Genomic DNA, 18,519 nt, shown 5'->3' with positions numbered 1-18,519 from the left:
CTCAGGGCTTCGGATCCAGCCGCTCGGCCGCGCGCGCCGCACCCATGGAGCGCGCGTAGTCCAGCGCGGTGCGCTTGTCAGCGTCCCGGACCCGGTGGTCCGCGCCGCGCTGGATCAGCAGCTCCATCATCTCCAGCTTGTCGAACATGGCCGCGAACATCAGCGGCGTGCGGCCATCCGGGCCCGCGCCGTCCACGTCCGCGCCCGCCTCCAGGAGCACCGTGGCGATGGCCTCGTTGCCCTTGAAGGCCGCGCCAGCCAGGGGTGTCTGGCCCGCGTCGTTGGGCTGCTCCGGATCCGCGCCGCGCTCCAGCAGCAGGCGCGTCGCGTCCACGTGGCCGTAATAGCTGGCCAGCATCAGCAGGGAGTCGCCCCGCTCGTTGCGAACGCTGACGGGAAGCCCGGCGTCGAGCAGCTCGCGCAGCTTCCCGGCGTCCCCCGAGCGGACCAGCGTGAAGGCGTCCCTCACGGCGGCGTCGGCATCCGAGGGCGGAGTAGCGTTCTTCGGGTCGTTCGTGGGGCTCATGGTCGGTGTTCCTTCCTCGTAGGACATCCCTGACGTGTCGACTTCCCGGGGCGCGGCGGTCAGGGAGTGTAGAGCTCGGCTGCGTTGGAGTCGAAGCTCCCCGACACGACAAGGCCCCTGCCGTCGAACAGCAGCGTCGCCGTGTTGAGCGCAAAGCGCGGGACGATTGTGGGCGCGGTGGGCGTCCAGGTGCCCGTGGCCGGGTCGTACAGCGCCGCGGAGTCCGAATACACGGCGAGCGCCTTCCCATTGAGCAGCACCGTCACCGGGCCCTGGAACGATGTGGACGGTGAGCCCGTGAGGCTCCAGGTGCCCGTGGCCGGGTCGTACAGCTCCGCAGTGTCCCCCTCCAAGTCGAGCACCCGCCCATCCAGCAGCAACACCGGCCAGCCGCCGATGGGGATGACAGGAGCGCCCGTGGGATTCCAGGTGCCCGTGGCCGGGTCGTACAGCTCCGCAGTGGCGCCCTCCACGGCGAGCACCCTGCCGTCCTGCAGACGCGGCGCCGAGCTCGCCTCACGACTCATGGCCAGGGAGCCGGTCGCGCTCCAGGTCCCCGACGCAGGGTCATAGAGCTCCGCCGACAGTCCACTCTGAACGAGCACCTGGCCATCGAGAAGGAGTGTCGCGGTCTGGCCGGTGCGGGGTTCCGTCATGGAGCCCGTGGGACTCCAGGTGCCCGTGGCCGGGTCGTACAGTTCCGCCGTTCGCAGGGTGAAGAACTCATCCATTCCACCCGCGACGAGCACCTTGCCGTTGAGGAGCAGTGTCGCCGTGTGGCCGTAGCGGCATTCGAGCATGGAGCCGGTCGCGCTCCAGGTATTCGAGGCCGGGTCATACAGCTCCGCCGTGTTGTTGCACTGGCCTCTTTGCGCTTCGCTGCCGCCCGCGACGAGTACCCTGCCGTCCTGCAGCCGCGTCGCCGTGCTGAACAGGCGAAGACTGCCTCCAACCATGGGCCCCGTCAGGGCCCACGTCCCCGGAACGGAACAGCCTGGCAGTCCCGTCACGGTGAAGCTCCGGGTGGCCGTGAGGCCGAAGGCATTCGTCACGGTGACGGTGATGGACGGGGGCGTGCCACCACTGGCGCAAGGGGGCGCCGTCCAGGTGACGCGGCTGTGCGTGGAGTCGCCGGTCGGCGTGCCCAACGTGCCGGTGCTCGCGTCCCAGGAGAAGGTGAGCGCGGAGCCCCGCGGGTCGCTGGCGGCCACCTCATAGGTGAGTACGTCGCCCGGGTTGGCGGTGTTCGAGGAGCGGTAGGAGCGGAGGATGACGGGCGCGAGGTGGGTGGTGGGGGGCGTGCTGGTGACGCACAGGGCGACGGTGCCTGTGTTGTGCCCTCCGCGCCCGTCGGACACGGCGACGGTCAGGCGGCAGTTGTTGCAGGCTTCGGCCGGTGCGAGCGAAGGCGTGAATTGAGTGAAGTCGGAGGACGTGTCGCTGAAGGTCCCCGCGCACGACGCGCTCCAGGCGTAGGAGAGGTTGTCACCGTCCAGGTCCATGGCAAGCGCGGAGAGCGTCGTCGGCTGGCCCACGACCAGCCGCGTCGCGGTCGCGGTGATGGAGGTCACCTGGGGAGCGCTGTTGAAGGAGATGGACAGTTCGGCCTCGCCTTCCCCTTCGGGCAGGACGTTGACGACCAGGAGGGCGCTGGAGGCCAGGCCGCGTGAGTCCGTCACCGTCAACGTGAGCGTTTGAATGCCGGTGGTGGCGGGAGCCGTCCACGAGGTGAAGGGCTCGGAGGTGGAGGAGAACGTGCCCGCGGTGGCGCTCCATGCGTAGCTGAGCGTGTCGTCCGGGTTCGGGTCATGCGCGGAGGAGAACAGGGAGACGGTGCCGCCAGCCGCCACGGTGCTTGGGTTCGCCGCCACGAAGTCGATGATGGGCGCTTCGTTCTCGAAGGGCGGCGGCGGGTCGATTTGTTGGAGGGTGATGGCGACGAGGGTCGTCTGGTCCGCGAGGATGGTGATGCCGGAGGCGAAGCCCTCGAAGCGCAACGCGCCCCCGGCATCGAAGGCCTGCGCCAGGAAGGTGCGGTCGGCGCCCGCCGGAATGTTGCCAATGATTCCGCCCCACACCCCGTTCGTTGGCGCGAGCTCCACCGACACGGAGGGGATGTCCGCTCCCCCAGAGGTGACGACGACGCGGGTGATGCCGGATGCGAGGGATTGGGGCACGGCGACCGTGAAGCGCGCCGTCCCCGCATCCCCCGATAAAGCGCCGCAGCCCACGAACAGCGCGGCCACGAGCACCAGCATCAGGTGCCTGTCTGCTTTCTTCATGGGCGTCCCCTCTTGGTCGCGATAGCGATTGGGCGGACTATCCGGGATGGAAGGCATTGCCGCCTATGACCCGGGCAGATGGCCCACCGTCGCTTGCCGGACGACGGAGGCTCCCTGTCGTCAGAAGGAGCTGGCAGGGGCCTTCACGTCCACGGAGGGATGCCCCTCCAATTCCAAAGGGCAATCCCATCCCCGGAATCCGACAGCCATCGCGCGCTCCAGTCCCATGGCAGAGGAACGGTGGTGACGCCACGCTGGCCGCCGCTCCCAATCCGAGGTGCCGGAAATGCACGGGTCACGGTCATGGTGGAGATTGTTCCTGCTGCTGACGCTGGGAGGGCCACTGGCGTGCGAAGTCGCTCCTGCCCCGGGAGTGTTGTCATTGAAGTCTCCCGCGAGCGGAGACACGGATGAAGCGAAGTCGCCGGAGACGACCGAATCCCTCCAGGCCTCGGCCATCTTCGAGGCCACGCTGCGCGAGGAGACCCCGTCGGCGTCCGGCCGGCTGAAGCCCGTGGAGCGGCTCGGCAAGCTGCTCTTCTTCGATCGCCGGCTCTCCGAGCCCATGGGCCAGGCCTGTGCCGTCTGTCATGGCCCCGAGGTGGGCTGGACAGGCCCCAGCCTGCTCATCAACCTCACCGGCTCTGTCTATGAAGGCGCCGTGCGGGGGCGCTTTGGCAATCGCAAGCCGCCCTCGTCCGCCTATGCCACGCAGGCTCCCATCCTCCACCTGGTGACGCCAGGACAGGCCGACTTCGTGGGCGGCAACTTCTGGGACGGCCGCGCCACCGGCGAGGAGCTGGGCAACCCCGCCGCGGATCAGGCGCAGGGCCCCTTCCTCAACCCAGTGGAGCAGAACAACCCCAGCGAGGCCGCGGTGGTGGCCAAGGTCTGCGGCGGCCCTTACGGCGACCTCTTCCGGGCCGTCTGGGGCGCCCGCATCTGCGGCGACGTGCCGCGCGCGTATGACAACATCGCGAGGTCCATCGCCGCGTACGAGGGCTCTCGCGAGGTGAACGCCTTCTCCTCGAAGTACGACGCCTACCTCGCGGGCCGCGCGCGGCTCTCTTCGCAGGAGCAGTGGGGCCTGAAGCTCTTCGAGGGCAAGGCCCAATGTGACAACTGCCACACGAGCCAGCGCGGCCCGGGCGGCGAGCCGCCGCTCTTCACCGACTACACCTTCGAGAACCTGGGCGTGCCGCGCAACCTGCTCAATCCCTGGTACTGGCAGCTCCAGTTCAACCCGGATGGACCCTTCTGGATCGACCCGGGCCTGGGGGGTTTCCTCCAGACGCGCCAGGACTACGCGCCCTTTGCGCGCGCCAACCTGGGCAAGGTCAAGGTTCCCACCCTGCGCAACGTGGACAAGCGCCCCTTCCCTGGCTTCACCAAGGCCTATGCCCACAACGGCTACTTCAAGAGCCTGGAGTCCATCGTCCACTTCTACAACACGCGTGACGTGCTGCCGGTCTGCACGGGGAGCGCGTCTGGGATTCCTGGCGTGGACTGCTGGCCCATGCCGGAGGTGGGGCTGAACATCAACACGCGGGAGCTGGGCAACCTGGGCCTGTCACCCCAGGAGGAGCAGGCCATCGTCGCCTTCCTGCGCACGCTCTCGGACGGCTACTTCCAGTGACAGGGAGGCTCATCGCGCGCTGCGCTGCTGGCGGCCGAAGCGCTGCGCACCCTCGCGGGGACGCTGCGCTCCGTGTGGCTGGGACGGGGAGGGCGAAGGTCAGCGCAAGGCCTTCTGCGAAGTGACGATGCCGTCCGCGTCCGCGTAGAGGTGGTGACCGGGGACGAAGGTGACGCCGGCGAAGCGCACCTCCACGTCGCGCTGGCCCTCGTTGCGCTTGCCGCTCTTGAGTGGGTGGGTCCCCAGCGCCTTCACGCCGATGTCGGTGCGACCCACCTCCTCCGCGTCGCGGATGCAGCCATTGACCACCACGCCCGCCCATCCGTTCTTCTGACCCAGGGCCGCGAGCACGTCACCCACGAGCGCGCAGCGGCGGCTGCCTCCGCCATCCACCACCAGCACGCGGCCCAGGCCGGGTTCCTCCAATGCCTTGCGCACGAGGGAGTTGTCCTCCGGCGCGCGCACGGTGCTGATGGGTCCGAAGAAACTCCGGCGCCCGCCGTAGTTCAGGAATCCCGGCTCCGCGACCTGGAATTGCGGAGTTCCCGAGTGGGCGTCACAGAGGTCGGTGGTCTTGATGTCAGGGGCGTCGCTCATGATCCGTAAGATGCACGCGCCGGCCGGGTGTGGCTGTGATTGCGCGTGCGGGTCCGCTCGTCTTGACCGTGCAATGTTCGAAATCCTATCGTCAGCGCCTTTCTGAGGGGGAAGTCCATGCAAGGGTTGAAGTGGTTCGTGAGCGCGATTGCGTTGCTGGCGCTTGCGTGTGGTGAGGTGTCTGAATCGTCCACGCCCGTGATTCGCGAGGGCGAGGGACTGCTGGAGCTACCGCTGGTGTCGACGTCGGCGGGGCGCAGCTACAAGCTGGTGGGCGCGACGTTCGCCATCACGGGGCCGCAGAACGCGACCATCACGGACACGTCCGCGGACTCCGTGAGCCTGGCGCTCATGGCGGGGGCGTATTCCATCCAGATGAACGGTGAATGGCACGTGGAGCGCACGGACGCGCCGGGCGTCACGGTGCCCGTCACGCTGGTGTCGCCGAACCCCATGTCGTTCACCCTGGACGAGGGCGAGACGCGCCCGGTGCGCTTCCTGTTCAAGGTGCCGGGAGCCGCCACGGCGGACGTGGGCATTGGCGTGGACTCGGGCGGGTGGATTTCCGGAATCATCCAGGTCGAGCAGGACGGGCCGGGATCCTCGGGTGGCATCTTCGCGGAGTTGCGCGGGAAGAGCATTCCCTTCGTCATCAGCTACGAGTCCGCGACGGTGACGCGGTCGATTGAGTACGGCCGCAAGCGCGTCACCATCCAGACCACTCCTGTCACCTTCCAGCTGGGGGGCTCGATTGGTGCGGCCATCCAGCAGCAGTTCGTTGCCGCACTCCAGGGCCAGTCGATGAACTTCTTCATGGAGGCCGAGTATTCGTACGGAGTCATCGTGGAGTCGCTCCGGCTGGTGAACGTGGAGCGGGGCATCGAGTTCTACTTCAGCCCGAGCATGCCTGGCCTGAGCCTGGACGCGGACGGTTATCCGCTTCTTCAGTCCGTGGCCATTGAAGGGGGCTTCGCGACCTTCAGCATCCCGAACTCGGGGAGCGGCGCCGGTCACTTCACCAGCGGGACGTTCTCGCCGCAGTAGCACCCACCGCCGCGCGCCGTTCCTCGCTGGAACAGCGCGCGGTCCCTGAGGCCGTGTTGGAGGCGCGGCTTCAGGGCGCGAAGGGGGGACTCTCGTAGCCCACGGTGCCGGTGTTGCCGTCGTAGGTGTTGGCGCTCGGGGTGAAGGTGGAGTTCTTGAAGACGAAGACGCCCCATCCCGTGCCCTGTGACACGAGCGAGTCGGAGAGCTGCAACCGGCCCCGGCCCGCGCTGCCGCCCAGGACGATGTTGCCCTGGATGTCGCCCGCGTTCGTGAAGGCGTCGCAGCAGAAGGGGTCCGAGCCGCCGTGGCTCACCCTCGCGTGGGCGATGACGTTGTTCGCGTCCAGGGAGCGGATGGCGATGCCCTTCCAGGAGCCCGGCGTCTCCGTCCGGCCCGTGAACACGATGGGGTCCGCCGCAGTGCCCCGCGCCACCAGGGAGCCCGTCTCCGTGATGCGGAGCCCGGACTTCGCCTCGAATTGGAGACGCACCCCTGGCTCCACGGTGAGCGCGCCCGCGTACTCCACGGTCGTGTCCGGGATGCCGGTGGAGACGCCGTAGGGCACGTCCAGCTTGTGCAACGTCTGGGCTATCGCCAGGTCACCCTCCGGCGCCGCCAGCAGGTGGACGGTGTTGTCGCCGTTGGCCGCCGGGTGGGTGGCGCTGTTGCCGGAGTAGACGGTCGTTCCATCCAGCGCGCTCGCGATGGACAGGCTCACGGTCGCGGGCGCGCCCAGGTTCCCCCGGAAGAGGTTCTTCGAGAAGCCCGGCAGCCGCGCCCGGTTGAAGGCGAAGAGGCCCAGCGTCCCGCTCTTCTCCACCGTGGTGTTCGCGATGCGCACCTGGCTGACGGAGTCCTGGAGCAGCGAGCCCACCACCACGGCGGCCCGGACCTCCAGGCTGCCAGCGGGGCCATGGAAGTAGTCACAGCAGAAGGCGTCCTCGCTGCCCGCGTAGGAGATGACCACGTGCTCCAGCACGTTCGCGGAGGTGTTGGATTTGAACGCGAGCCCCTTCCAGAAGCCCGGCGTGGCCGTCGTCCCCGTGAAGGTGATGGGCGCGGCCTCCGTGCCCACCGCGTTGAGGGACCCCGTGGGCATGATGAGCAGGCCCGCGTCCGGCCCGAAGCGCACCACCGTGCCCGGCGCCAGGGTGAGGGCCCCACTCACCTCCACCACGCCCGTCACCGCGTAGGTGCACTGCTGCGTGCCCGGCTCCCAGGTCGTCGCGGTGGTGAGGTTTCCGGAGATGTTCCGGACGCAGGGGCCGCCGGGCCCGGGGCCGTCGCCGGGGTCATCCTCCGAACCGCCACAGGCGGCCAGGACAGAGGCCGCCGCGAAGGGAAGGAGCCGCGGGAAGCGAAGCAGGTGTTGCAGCATGGGGGTCCCCCTGAACAAGCCAGCGGCGAAAGCCGCCTGCAGGGGGAGTACGCCGGGCCGCACGCATATTCTGGGCTCGGAGGAAAACGCCTCCGGAGGGCACTTCCGGCTCGCTAGACTCCGGTGGATGACCGACCGAAACGCGGGCGACCCGACGCTGGACGTGCTGTTCCAGAACAACCGCGAGTGGGCCGCCTCCATGGTGGAGAAGGACGCCGACTTCTTCCGGAAGATGGCCAGCCGCCAGTCGCCCGAGTACCTGTGGATTGGCTGCTCCGACAGCCGCCTGCCACCCAATCAAATCGTCAACCTGATGCCCGGGGACCTGTTCGTCCACCGCAACATCGCGAACGTCGTCGTGCACACCGACCTCAACGCGCTGTCGGTGTTGCAGTTCGCCATCGACCTCTTGCGCGTGCGGCACATCATCGTCTGTGGCCACTACGGCTGCTCCGGCGTGCGCGCGGCGATGGAGCGCAAGCGGGTGGGGCTGGCGGACAACTGGCTGCGCCACGTGCAGGACGTGCACCAGAAGCACGAGCGGCTCCTGCCTGAATCACTCCCGCCCCATGAGCGGCACGACCGGTTGGGCGAGCTGAACGTCCTGGAGCAGGTGCAGAACGTGTGTCAGACGACCATCGTGCAGGATGCGTGGGAGCGCGGACAGCCGCTCACCGTGCACGGGTGGGTCTACAGCGTGGACGACGGCCTCGTCCATGACCTGGGCCTCACGCTCAGCGGCCCGGACGAGCTGGCAGCGAAGCTGCCCTCAAGCCTCGCGCGCTACGCGGCGGCACGGTAGGCGCACCGCCGCGAGCCCGTCCGCTCAAGGCCGGATGGCGACCTTGAGCACTCCGTCCTTGCGCTGGCTGAACAGCTCATACGCTTCTCGGATGTCCTTGAGCTGGAAGCGGTGGGTGAACAGCGGCGTGAGGTCCACGCGCTTCGCGCGCACCACCTCCATCAGGCGCCGCATGCGCTCCTTGCCGCCAGGGCAGAGCGTGGTGACGATGCGGTGGTCCCCCAGGCCCGCCGCGAAGGCGTCGTAGGGCATTTGCAGCTTCCCGGAGTACACGCCCAGGCTGGACAGCGTGCCGCCGGGGTTGAGCGTGCGCAGCGCGCTCTCGAAGGTCTGCTGCGTGCCCAGCGCCTCGATGGCCACGTCCACGCCGCCGCCGGTGAGCCGCTTCACCTCCGCCACCACGTCCTGGTTCCGGAAGTCGAGCACCACGTCCGCGCCCAATTTCCGCGCCATGGACAGACGCGTCTCGTCCCCGTCCACGCCAATGACAAGCGACGCGCCCATGAGCCGCGCCCCCACGGTGGCGCACAGGCCGATGGGCCCCTGTGCGAACACCACCACCGCGTCCCCAATCTTCACGCCGCCAGACTCCGCGCCGCTGAAGCCCGTGGACGCGATGTCCGCCAGCAGCAGCACCTGTTCGTCCGTGAGTTCGTCTGGAATGGGCGCGAGGTTGGCCTGCGCGAAGGGCACGCGCACGTACTCCGCCTGCACGCCGTTCATCGTGTTGCCCAGGCGCCAGCCTCCCGCCGCCTCCAGGCCCTGGCCGTGGCCGCACTGGGACGCGTGCCCGGAGAGACAACCCCGGCACTGGCCGCACGGCGTGATGGCGCCCACCAGCACGCGCTGCCCCACCTGGTAGCCCGTCACGCCCGGGCCCAGTTCGTCGATGACGCCCACCATCTCATGGCCCACGGTGAGGCCGGGCTTCACCGGGTACTCGCCGCGCAGGATGTGCACGTCGGTGCCGCAGATGGTGGTGAGCGTCACCCGGACGATGGCCTCGCCCGCGCCCGCCTTCGGTCGCTCCACCTCCTCCACGCCCACCTTCTGGGTGCCTTGGAACACGGTTGCCTTCATGGCTCACCTCGTCTGTCTTTCAGGCGCGCGGCATGCGCACCGTCACCGCGGGGCGGTCGCTGCGGGCCATCACCTGCTGCGCCACCGAACCGAGCACCATCCGGCTCACTCCCGTGCGGCCGTGCGTGCCCATGCACACCAGGTCCACGCAGTGGCGTTCGGCCGCCTGGGTGATGACCGCCGCGATGTCGTCGCCCTTGAGCACCGACAGCTCGACCTTGTGGCTGCCGTCATGCTCCGGGGACGGTACGCGCAGCTCCAGTTGATGCCGCGCCGCCTGGAGCTCCTCGGGCGTCGCCTTCGCGGGCTCCACGTGCAGCAGGTGCACGGTGCCGCCCGGTGGCGTGATGGCGAAGGCGTAGGCGATGGCACGGTCGCCGGCCTCGCCGAAGTCCGTGGTCGCGAGCACCGAGCGCACCCGGGGAGGCTCCTGCTCCAGCCCCTGCTCCGCCGCGCGCACCGGCACGCTGACCACCGACATGGGCGCCAGCCTCCGCGCGGATTGGGACACGCTCCACAGCTTCGCGAGCGCCTTGCGCTGGTGCGTGCCCACCACCAGCAGGTCCACCTGCTCCTCCGTGGCCAGGGCGATGAGGTGGTCCGCGATGCGGCCCAGCCCCGGCTCCAGCCGCGAGCGCACCGGGAGGCCCGCGGCGCGCAGGGGCTCCAGCAGCGAGTCGGACTCGCGCTCCAGCGCCTCCCGCAGCTCCGGGGACATGTCCTTGTAGCTGTGCGGATGCACCAGCCCCAGCCGCTCCGCCTCGCTGCCCACCCAGACGATGCGGCCTCCCACGACCTCCACGGGGCCGACCTTCGCGAGCCTCTTCACCCATTCCCGGGCGAGCTCGAAGGGCCTGGAGCGGTCCACGCCCAGCATGACCCGCAAGGGGCGCTCGCCGCGCGCCCAGGCCTCCAGTCCCGAGCCCTCGCGGACCACCAGCAAGGGGACCTCCAGCAGTTGGGCCATCCGGTCGAGCGTGCCCCCCAGGCCCCGGAAGGGCGTGTCCTCGCGCGGCGCCCCGGCCACCACCCACTGGAAGCCGCGCTTCGCCACCAGGTCCCGCAGCTCCTCTTCGGGCTCTCCCGTGAGGAGCACGGAGTCGACCTGGACGCCGGTGGCCCGCAGCCGGTCGCATTCGTCGCGCAGCGTGGATTGGGCGGTTTCGCAGATGGCGTCCCCGAAGGTCCGCACCAGGTTCCCGGTCAGGACGTGCACGATGCAGAGCGGGACGTTCATCCGCCGTGCGAGCAGCGCCGCCGTGTCGCAGGCGCGCCGGGCGTCATCCGAGAAATTGGTCGCGCAGGCGATGGTCATGGCCCCTCCTTGCAGTCACCTCTCCACGTTAGTCACCGCGCAGGCGCGGCACGTCCCACGCGGAGGCAGCGGACGCGGCGCACGCCAGGTAGCTCTCGATGGGCGCTCGGGGGGCTTCAACGCGTTGCCGACGCCCATGCAGGACCCCAGCTTCTTCCGGGGGCGTCATGCGAGTCCTGGTTCCGGTCGAACGCCTGCCTCATGGCTGGGAAGACGTGCGCGGCCTGGAGGCAGAAGAGGTGTTGGCGCGTCGCGCGCGTTACGGCCGCAATGACGTGCGAGGTCGGCCTCGCCGCTCCGCGCTCCAGAGCCTGCGCGAGGCCGGAGGCGATCCGATGCTCTGGTTCCTCGTGGGCACGAGCACCCTCTACTTCGCCCTGGGCGAGTATGTGAATGGCCTGGTGATGCTGTTGGCGCTCGTGCCGCTGCTTGGGATGGACGTCTTCCTGCACCACCGGACCCAGGCCTCCACCGAGGGCCTGCGTGGGCGCCTGGCCGAGCGCGCCACGGTGTCGCGCGACGGCCATGAAGCGGAGGTGCCGGCGGAGGACGTGGTGCCGGGAGACCTCCTGCGCGTGGAGGCGGGCAGCACGTTCCCCGCGGACGGCCTGGTCGTGCGGGGGCAGGGCCTGCAGGCCGAGGAGTCCTCGCTCACCGGCGAGTCACTGCCTGTGCGCAAGCGGCCGTTGGAGCGCCTCCCGCCCGGAGCGGAGCCGGCGGTGGAGGTGGTGCATTGGGGGCTCGCGGGGACGCGGCTGCTCACCGGGACGGCCTGGGTGCGCGTCGTCCTCACCGGCCCGGAGACGCTGTACGGGAGCATCGTCCGCTCGGCGGGGCAGGAGGCCCGGGCACGCACGCCGCTCCAGCACGCGGTGGCGCACCTGGTGGCGGTGCTGGTGGGCGTGGCGGCGGCGCTCTGCGCGGTGCTGGCGCTGGTCCGCCTGCGCCAGGGGTTCGGGTGGCTGGACGCGCTCCTGAGCGCGGCGACGCTCGGCGTGGCGGCGCTGCCCGAGGAGTTCCCGGTGGCCCTCACGTTCTTCCTGGGCGCGGGGGTGTACCGGCTGGCCCGGCGGCAGGCGCTGGTGCGGCAGGCCGTCTCGGTCGAGAACATCGGCCGCGTGAGCTGCGTCTGCTCGGACAAGACGGGCACGCTGACCGAGGGGCTCCTGCGGGTGACCCGGCTGCTGCCGTCACCCGGGACCTCGCCGCGGGCGCTGCTGCGGACCGCGGTGCTGGCCTCGCGGGAGGAGGGGAGGGATCCGCTGGACGTGGCGCTGCTGGAGGCGGGAGCGCGGGACCTGCCGGAGCTGCCCGCTCCCACCCGTGAGGCCACCTTCCCCTTCACCGAGGACCGTCAACGTGAGACGGCGGTGGTGCGGCAGGGGCCCGGGACGCTGCTCGCCGCGGTGAAGGGCGCGCCCGAGCGGGTGCTGGGCCTGTGCACCTTGTCCGAGGACGCCCGGCGGGAGTGGGCGCTCCGCCTGGACGCGCTCGCGCGCGAGGGCCTCAAGGTCATCGCGTGCGCGAGCCGGACGCTGGACGCGGCGCACTGGCATGGCGGCGAACCGGATCGGGGCTTCGACTTCCTGGGGCTCGTGGCGTGCGAGGACCCGGTGCGCGCGGGGGTGGAGGCGGCGGTGCGGGAGTGCCGCGACGCGGGGCTGCGCACGGTGATGGTGACGGGGGACCACCCCCGGACGGCGCTCGCGATCGCCGGGCGGCTGGGGCTGGGGGGCGAACATCCGGTGGTGCTCACGGGAGAGGCCCTGGAGGCGCGGCTGGCCGACACGGGCAGGGTGCCGCCCGTGGACGTGGTGGCGCGCGCGCTGCCCGCCCAGAAGTACGCGCTGGTGAAGGCGCTCCGGAGACAGGGCGAGGTGGTGGCCGCCACGGGGGACGGGGTGAACGACGTGCCGGCGCTCCAGGCCGCGGACGTGGGCATCGCCATGGGGGAGCGGGGGACGCGGAGCGCTCGCGAGGCGTCCTCCATCGTGCTGCTGAACGACGACTTCGGCACGCTGGTGCGCGCCATCGCGGAGGGCCGGCAGCTCTTCTCCAACCTCCAGCGCTGCTTCCTCTACCTGCTGCTCATCCACATCCCGCTGGTCGGCACGGCGGCGCTGGTGCCGCTCTGGGGTAAGTCGCTCCTGTACCTGCCCATCCACATCGTGTGGCTGGAGCTCATCATCCACCCCACCGCGATGCTGGCCTTCCAGGCGGCCGCGAAGCCCGGGCGGCTCACCCCGCTGCGCGCGAGGCCCGCCGCGCGCTTCTTCTCCTGGCGGGAGTGGACCCTGCTCACGGCGGTGGGCGGGCTGATGGCGTGCGGGCTCGTCTGGGCCCATGCGCGATGTCTGTCGGAAGGGCACGACGTCGAGCGCGCGCGGGCGGTGGCGATGGCCTCGCTCACGCTGGCGAGCGCCACCTTCGCGGCAGTGCTCACCCGGCTGCGGACCCGCACCGCGCGGTGGGTCTGCGCCCTGTCGCTGGGGCTCTCCGTGCTGCTCATCCAGGTGCCCGCGCTGGCCGCGCTCGTGGGGCTGCACCCGCCCGGTGCTCGCGACTGGGGCCGGGTCCTCGTCGCCGTCGCCGTCGCGCTGGTGCCCCTGCTCGTCGCGGGGCCGCACGCGCGGGGCGGCCGGGGCCACCGGTGGCGAACCGGCCGGCGCGCGCCGGCCCCGGAGGCCGCATGACGCACCCGCCTCCCGCCACCCCGTCCGCGCCTTCCGCTCGGAGTGCGCCGCCATGGTTCGCGAGGGGGCTCGGGGGGGGCGTCGCCGCGGCGAGCGCGTTCGCGGTCCTGCTGGGCGTGCTCGGGGTGGGCGGCTGGGCCCTGTCGCCCACCCCGGCCCCGGACCGTCTGTCTCCCTGGGACGGATGGGGCCTGCTCTTCGCGGGAGGCGCGCTCTGGCTGCTCCGCACCCAGGCCGCGCGCAGGGGACGGCGCGCGGTGGGGCGGGGGCTGGCGACCGGCGTCGTGCTCATGGGCGTCGCGGAGATCACCCGGGATGCTCCGGGAGGCGGGCTGGGCCTGCTGCTCACGGGGCTGTCACTCTGGACGTTGCACGTGCGCACGCGCCAGGGCGGGTACCCCTCGCGGTGGCTGGCCGCCTGCGCCGCGCTGCTCGCGGTGTGGGGCCTCGTCGGAGGGGTGTACCAGGGGCACTGGTTCGGGTTGGCCCCCCTGAACACCGTGACGGGAGCCTTCAGGGCGCCGGGACTTCCCCTGTCGCTGGGACTGCTGCTGCTGTCGGGAGGGCTGCTCTCGCTCCACCCTGAGCGTGGGCTGACGGGCGTGCTGCTGCGCGAGGACCTCGGGGGGCACTCGGCGCGGCGGCTGCTGCTCGCGGTCCTGCTGCTCGTGCCCGTGGCGGGCGCCGTCCGGCTCCTGGGCGAGCGGCTGGGGCTCTACGGCACCACCGAGGGGGTCACCCTCTTCGTGCTCCTGACGATGGCGGCCTTCCTCGCGGTGGTCCTCTGGAACGCGAATGCCCTCTCCCGGCTGGACGCGAGCCGGCGGCGGGTGGAGCAGTCGCTGCGGCTGTCGGAGGCGCGCTTCGCGGGCATCGTCACCCACGCCGCGGACGCCATCATCTCCATCGACACCGGGCAGCACATCGTCCTGTTCAACGCGAGCGCCGAGCGCATCTTCGGCTACTCCACGCGGGAGGTGCTGGGCCAGCCGCTGGACATCCTCCTCCCCGAGCACCTCCGGGCCGTCCATGCGGCGCACGTGCAGCGCTTCGCGCGAGGCGCGGCGACGTCCCGGCACATGGGCGAGCGGCTGCCCATCCTCGGTCGGCGCCAGGGAGGCGAGGTGTTCCCGGCGGAGGCCAGCATCATGAAGCTGGACGTGGAGGGCGAGCAGCGGCTCACCGTCATCCTCCGGGACATCAGCGCGCGGCGGAAGGCGGAGGACCTGCTGCGCCTGAGCGAGGAGCGCTTCCGCACCTCGTTCGAGGGCGCGCCCATTGGCATGGCGCTGGCGCGACTGGATGGCCACTTCCTCCACGTGAACGCGGCGCTCTGCGCCCTGGTGGGCTACTCGCGGGACGAGCTGCTCCGCCGGTCGTTCCAGGACCTCACCGCGCCGGAGGACCTGCCGGTGGACGAGCAGAACGCCGAGCGGATGCGCCGGGGGGAGATGTCCTCCTTCCAGCGGGAGAAGCACTACGTGCGCAAGGACGGCCGCCGCATCGCCATCCTCATCTGGTGCGCGGTGGTGCGTGACGCGCGGGGCATGCCGCTCCACTTCATCTCCCAGATGCATGACATCACGGAGCGCCAGGAACTGGAGCAGGCCTGGCGCTTCCTGGCGGACGTGGGCCCGCGGCTCGCGGCGTCCCTGTCGTCCCGGACGACGCTGGCCACGGTGGCGGCGCTGGCGGTGCCAGCGCTGGCGGACTGGTGCGTGGTGGCCTGCCTGGACGCGAACGGACGCATCCAGCGGGTGGAGCACGCGGCCGCGGACGCGGGCACGCAGGAGCGGCTGCGGGCGCTGGACGCGGAGCATGGACCGGAGTTCCTCTTGCCAGCGGCCCTCATCGCCTCCGTGCAGCGCACGGGAAGGCCGGTGCTGTTGCCGGAGGCTCCCCCCGGAATGCTCGACGCGGCGACGGTGGACGCCGGGCCCCGGGAGCAGCTGCGCCAGCTGGCGCCGCGTTCGGCCCTCATCCTGCCGCTGCGCAGCCGGGAGCGGAACCTGGGCGTCATCCTCCTCGCGACGTCCAGCGCCGGGCGCCGCTACGGAGCCCGGGAGCAGGCCCAGGCCGAGGAGCTGGCCCGCCGCGCCGCGCTCGCCATCGACAATGCCAGCCTGTACGAACGGGCCGAGCAGGCCATCCGCATGCGCGAGGAGGTGCTGCGCATCGTGGCGCACGACCTGCGCGCCCCACTCAACGTCATCCAGCTCAGCGCGAGGATGCTGGAGAAGCACCCGTCCCCGGGAGACAGCGCCCGGCAGCGCCTGGAGACGCTCCAGAGGTCGGTCCAGCGGGCGAACCGGCTCATCCAGGACCTGCTGGACGTGGCCCGGATGGAAGGTGGAAACCTGTCGGTGGAGCGCAAGCCGCTGGAGGTGGCGCTGCTCATCCAGGAGGCCCTGGAGCAGCACCGGGGGCTCGCGGAGGACAGGTCCCTCCTCCTCCAGGCCCACGTGCCGGAAGGCGTGCCCCGCGTCCTGGCGGATCCGGAGCGGCTGGCGCAGATCCTCTCCAACCTCCTGGGCAACGCGCTCAAGTTCACGCCCGAGGGAGGCCGCGTGCTCCTGCGCGTCCAGCCGGAGGCGGGCCAGGTCCGCTTCCTGGTGAGCGACACGGGCCCCGGCATCGCGGCGGAGGACCGGCCGCGCATCTTCGAGCGCTTCTGGCAGGCCGGACCGAAGCGCAAGGAGGGCGCGGGGCTGGGGCTGTCCATCGTGAAGGGGTTGGTGGAGGCCCACGGCGGCCAGGTCGGCGTGGACAGCGCGCCCGGCGCGGGCAGCACGTTCTTCTTCACGCTGCCCCTGGCCGAAGGCGCCCCGGCGCACGCCGGGACGTACGCCTGAGCGCGGCCTACCGGCGCAGGGCGGACTCCAGCAGGAGCCGCCGCTCCGCCGCCGCCACGACCGCCCGGGTCGCGCCGGCGGCCGCGGGGTCCACGGAGATGGAGGTGATGCCCGCGCGGACCAGGTGCTCCGCGAAGGCGGGCCGGTTCGACGGGGCCTGGCCGCACAGGGACGACGTGATGCCCGCCTCGCGGCTGGCCCGGATGATGCGGACGATGGCGTCCAGCACCGCCGCGTCCTCTTCGTCGAAGAGCTCCGCGCACAGCTCCGAGTCCCGATCCACGCCCAGCATGAGCTGCGTGAGGTCATTGGAGCCGATGGACACGCCGGTGATGCCCATCCGCGCGTACTCGGGGATGCGGTAGACGACGGAGGGCACCTCCGCCATCACCCAGCGCTCCAGCCCGCGGTGGTGTCCCAGCGGGCTCTTCTCCACGGCCTCCAGGCACGCCTCCAGCTCCCACCGCGTCCTCACGAAGGGAATCATCAGGTGCAGGTTGGGCGTCTCCTCCCGCACGCGGGCGAGCACCTCCAGCTCCAGCCGGAACACCTCGGGCTCGCGCAGGTAGCGGTAGCAGCCCCGGAAGCCGATCATCGGGTTGGCTTCGACGGTCTCGAACTCGCCGCCGCCCTCCAGCCCCCGGAACTCGTTCGTGCGGAAGTCCGTGGTCCGGTACACCACGGGGCGGCCCCGGAAGGCGCGGGTGATGGTCAAGAGCGCCTGGGACATCCGCTCGGCGAACTCGCGGCTCTTCCCCTGGGCGATGAGCTTGCGCGGGTGCACGCCGCCCAGGGCCTCGGTGAGCATGAACTCCGCCCTCAGCAGCCCCACGCCGTCCACCGGGAGCGCCGCCGCCTCCTGGGCCTGTCCCGGCAGGGCCAGGTTCACGTAGAGCCGCGTGCCCAGAGCCTCCGGCCCGCTGGCCTCCCGGGGCTGGGGCCCTGCATGGGGGGAGGGCGGCCCCACCACCGCCACGGAGGGCGCTTCCCTGGCGCGGCCCTCGCGCACGGTGCCGGCGGCGCCATCCACGGTGACCTCCTCCCCGTCGCGCAGGACCTTCGTGGCGGTGCGCGTGCCCACCACGCAGGGCTTGCGCAGCTCGCGGCTGACGATGGCCGCGTGGCACGTCATGCCGCCGCTGTCGGTGACGACCGCCGCCGCGCGCCGCAGCGTGGGCACCCAGTCCGGAGAGGTCATGGGCGCCACGAGGATTTCACCGGCCTCCAGCTTCGAGCCCTCCCGGGCGTCACGCAGCACCCGCACGCGGCCGGAGGCCACGCCGGGAGACGCGCCCAGTCCGCTCACCCGCGCCCGGTCCGGGGACGCGCCGGGCTCCGGAGCCTTCGGGGCCTCCGGCGCGGCGGCGGACACCGTCGTCACCGGCCGCGACTGGACCAGATAGAACCGGCCGTCCTGCTCCGCCCACTCGATGTCCTGGGGCGCGCCGTAGTGCCGCTCCACGCGCAGCCCCAGCCGCGCCAGTTCCAGCACCTCCACGTCCGTGAGCACCCGCGCGTGGGCCCGCTCCGGAGGGAGCTCCTCGCGCTTCTCGTGGCCCACGCCGTCGCGCACGAGCTGGAAGGACTTCAGGCCCACGCGCGTCTCCAGCAGGCGCGGCCCCTCGCGGTCCACGACGGAGGTGTCGGGCTCCACCTGTCCACCCACGACGACCTCTCCCAGGCCGAAGGCCCCCTCGATGACGAGGTGCTCGCGGTTTCCGGTGGAGGGATCCACGGTGAACATGACGCCCGAGCGCGTCGAGTCCACCATGGCCTGCACCACCACGGCGATCTCCGGCAGCTCCGTGAGCCCCTGCGCCTTGCGGTAGGCCACCACGCGCGGGCCAAAGGCCGACGCCCAGCACGCACGCACGCGGTCGAGGAGCGCGTCATCGCCCGCCACGTTGGTGAACGACTCGTGCATGCCCGCGAAGGAGGTGGTGGCGGTGTCCTCCGCGGTGGCGGACGAGCGCACCGCCACCGCGGAGCACTCCCGCAGCCGGTGATAGGCGGCGAGGATGGAGGTGTCCAGCCAGTCGGGCAGGGGGGCCTCGAGCACGAGGCCGCGCAGGGACTCCGTGAGCTCGGCGAGCGACCGCGGGTCATCCGGATCCACGCGCTTCCACAGCTCGCGCAACCGGGCGCGCACGGGCTCCATCGCCTGATGGAAGGCGGCGGCGGTGATGACGAAGCCCGGGGGCACGGGCAGCCCGGCGCGGGTCAGCTCTCCCAGGTTGGCACCCTTGCCTCCGGCCTGGGCCACGTCCTCCCGGGACAGGGCGTCGAACCAGAGGATGGAGGGGGGCGGGGC

General features: G+C 71.3%; 12 protein-coding genes. 5 read left to right on the top strand and 7 right to left on the bottom strand.

Features of this window, described 5'->3' with window-relative positions:
* Position 1: 1 nt before the first annotated feature.
* Together D7Y15_RS29625 and D7Y15_RS29620 are read right to left on the bottom strand one after the other, a co-directional pair.
* Positions 2 to 526: an ankyrin repeat domain-containing protein gene (locus D7Y15_RS29625; RefSeq protein WP_120578027.1), complete on the bottom strand. Its 525-nt coding sequence runs from the start codon at positions 524 to 526 to the stop codon at positions 2 to 4.
* Between the two features lie 59 nt (positions 527 to 585).
* The gene (locus D7Y15_RS29620) at positions 586 to 2,808 is read right to left on the bottom strand and encodes a kelch repeat-containing protein (protein WP_121754655.1); all 2,223 of its coding nucleotides are present in this window, start codon (positions 2,806 to 2,808) and stop codon (positions 586 to 588) included.
* A gap of 382 nt (positions 2,809 to 3,190) precedes the next feature.
* Here D7Y15_RS29620 and D7Y15_RS29615 point away from each other — a divergent pair, with 382 nt between their 5' ends.
* Positions 3,191 to 4,444, top strand: a complete 1,254-nt coding sequence (locus tag D7Y15_RS29615) for a cytochrome-c peroxidase (RefSeq protein WP_233605127.1) — start codon at positions 3,191 to 3,193, stop codon at positions 4,442 to 4,444.
* 99 nt (positions 4,445 to 4,543) lie between these two features.
* Here D7Y15_RS29615 and rraA read toward each other — a convergent pair whose 3' ends face one another.
* Positions 4,544 to 5,041 carry a ribonuclease E activity regulator RraA gene (gene rraA / locus D7Y15_RS29610; protein ID WP_121754653.1) on the bottom strand — a complete coding sequence of 166 codons (498 nt, stop codon included), beginning with the start codon at positions 5,039 to 5,041 and terminating at the stop codon, positions 4,544 to 4,546.
* Positions 5,042 to 5,158: 117 nt separating this feature from the next.
* Between rraA and D7Y15_RS29605 the strand changes: the two genes are divergently transcribed.
* A complete protein-coding gene (locus D7Y15_RS29605; RefSeq protein WP_148712899.1) occupies positions 5,159 to 6,085 on the top strand; it encodes a hypothetical protein in 927 nt (308 codons plus the stop codon).
* Between the two features lie 70 nt (positions 6,086 to 6,155).
* On the opposite strand, the gene D7Y15_RS29600 is transcribed toward D7Y15_RS29605, so the two are convergent.
* Positions 6,156 to 7,466 carry a hypothetical protein gene (locus D7Y15_RS29600; RefSeq protein ID WP_121754651.1) on the bottom strand — a complete coding sequence of 437 codons (1,311 nt, stop codon included), beginning with the start codon at positions 7,464 to 7,466 and terminating at the stop codon, positions 6,156 to 6,158.
* A gap of 127 nt (positions 7,467 to 7,593) precedes the next feature.
* On the opposite strand from D7Y15_RS29600, the gene can reads away from it, so the two are divergent.
* A complete protein-coding gene (gene can, locus D7Y15_RS29595) occupies positions 7,594 to 8,268 on the top strand; it encodes a carbonate dehydratase (RefSeq protein ID WP_121754650.1) in 675 nt (224 codons plus the stop codon).
* A gap of 24 nt (positions 8,269 to 8,292) precedes the next feature.
* On the opposite strand, the gene D7Y15_RS29590 is transcribed toward can, so the two are convergent.
* Together D7Y15_RS29590 and D7Y15_RS29585 are read right to left on the bottom strand one after the other, a co-directional pair.
* Positions 8,293 to 9,348, bottom strand: a complete 1,056-nt coding sequence (locus tag D7Y15_RS29590) for an alcohol dehydrogenase catalytic domain-containing protein (protein ID WP_121754649.1) — start codon at positions 9,346 to 9,348, stop codon at positions 8,293 to 8,295.
* A 19-nt stretch (positions 9,349 to 9,367) separates the two neighbouring features.
* The gene (locus D7Y15_RS29585) at positions 9,368 to 10,663 is read right to left on the bottom strand and encodes a universal stress protein (protein WP_121754648.1); all 1,296 of its coding nucleotides are present in this window, start codon (positions 10,661 to 10,663) and stop codon (positions 9,368 to 9,370) included.
* A 167-nt stretch (positions 10,664 to 10,830) separates the two neighbouring features.
* On the opposite strand from D7Y15_RS29585, the gene D7Y15_RS29580 reads away from it, so the two are divergent.
* Positions 10,831 to 13,356 (top strand): cation-transporting P-type ATPase, encoded by a 2,526-nt coding sequence (locus D7Y15_RS29580; protein ID WP_121754647.1) that lies wholly within the window; start codon positions 10,831 to 10,833, stop codon positions 13,354 to 13,356.
* A complete protein-coding gene (locus tag D7Y15_RS29575) occupies positions 13,353 to 16,208 on the top strand; it encodes a PAS domain S-box protein (RefSeq protein ID WP_148712898.1) in 2,856 nt (951 codons plus the stop codon). Before D7Y15_RS29580 ends, D7Y15_RS29575 begins: the two co-directional genes overlap by 4 nt.
* Positions 16,209 to 16,215: 7 nt before the next feature.
* Here D7Y15_RS29575 and ppsA read toward each other — a convergent pair whose 3' ends face one another.
* A complete protein-coding gene (gene ppsA / locus D7Y15_RS29570; protein ID WP_121754660.1) occupies positions 16,216 to 18,504 on the bottom strand; it encodes a phosphoenolpyruvate synthase in 2,289 nt (762 codons plus the stop codon).
* Positions 18,505 to 18,519: the final 15 nt, after the last annotated feature.

The sequence above is a fragment of the Corallococcus sp. AB030 genome, from assembly GCF_003668965.1.
GTDB lineage: Bacteria > Myxococcota > Myxococcia > Myxococcales > Myxococcaceae > Corallococcus > Corallococcus exiguus.
The sequence above is the reverse complement of the archived record's forward strand: the minus strand, read 5'-3'. Positions and strand labels throughout refer to the sequence as shown.